Genomic DNA, 1,125 nt, shown 5'->3' with positions numbered 1-1,125 from the left:
AAAATCTGTGACACAATTCACAGCTAGCGTAAAAACAGCAGAGAATAATAAGATTGCAAAACATGACTAATAACCGCATTTATTTTTCAAATGTAATAACTTTCATTTTGTGACTCACACGTAATTATGGCGCAACCCACTGATAATTATTCACTATCAAGCATGATGCGCGCATAATTGTAACTGCAATAGGTTATAGTGAAATATCAGACACACCCTCTCACAACCGCCCCTCTGGGCAGTACACACTTGGCGGCGTATATTAACGGCGTTCATAAAATCAAGAACACACGAGTTTGATAACGGTTTTATTTCCTCGTTCGGACATGGCTTGTTTATAAATAAAATCGACCAGCCATAACGCTGAGCGAGCAAAATAAAAACCGGCATATGAAAATGCGTACACAGCATCAAAATATACTGACCAGGTTAATTTATTTTTAACTCATCGTGATGGAGTCAATTCATCACTGAGTCAACGTGTACCCTAATATCTTGACAAAAACGTTCTATACGTGAGGATCAAGCATGAATATTATTGCTGTAATGAGTGAGCGTGGTGCATTCTTCAAAGAAGAACCACTGCGTCAGCAGCAGCTGCTAGCAGAATATGCTCTACACCACACATGTTAATCCAGATCACATTTAGTCAACATCGCACTTTAGCTGACATTTAAACGGATCGTCTAAACATGACCTGAATAATTAGATAAAAAAACTATAAAAATCCACAGTTTTAATGTTTAACATTGTTTTTATATGTTCGAAAAGCACTAATGGCACCACAACCTATTGCAATAGCCGCTGAAGATACAACAAGTTAGCGTTACAACCAATTGTGTCTGAAATGTTTTAGATTGCAGATGAAATCACTAAAGTGTATATAAAAATTAGCGGGTGCTTATAAAGAACAATATAAAGGTAAGTGATGAACAACACACAACAATCAACTTTCTTGGGTCATCCCAAAGGACTGTTCCTTCTGTTCAGTACTGAACTGTGGGAGCGTTTTTCCTACTATGCGATGCGAGCCATCTTGGTTCTGTATCTCACTGATAAAACAATCAATGGTGGTTTAGGCTGGTCAACCCAAGACGCTCTGAAACTCTACGGTTTGTATACCGG

Annotated in this window: 1 pseudogene; it reads left to right on the top strand. The window is 38.1% G+C overall.

What is annotated here, in order from left to right:
- Positions 1–928: 928 nt before the first annotated feature.
- Positions 929–1,125 (top strand): annotated as a pseudogene (locus GOU96_RS17675) (dipeptide/tripeptide permease); the annotation flags it as partial.

Origin of the sequence: Vibrio sp. R-1 (assembly GCF_035615595.1) — a bacterium.
GTDB lineage: Bacteria > Pseudomonadota > Gammaproteobacteria > Enterobacterales > Vibrionaceae > Vibrio > Vibrio cholerae.
Note: the sequence above shows the minus strand (reverse complement) of the source record. Positions and strands in the feature narration are given on the sequence as shown.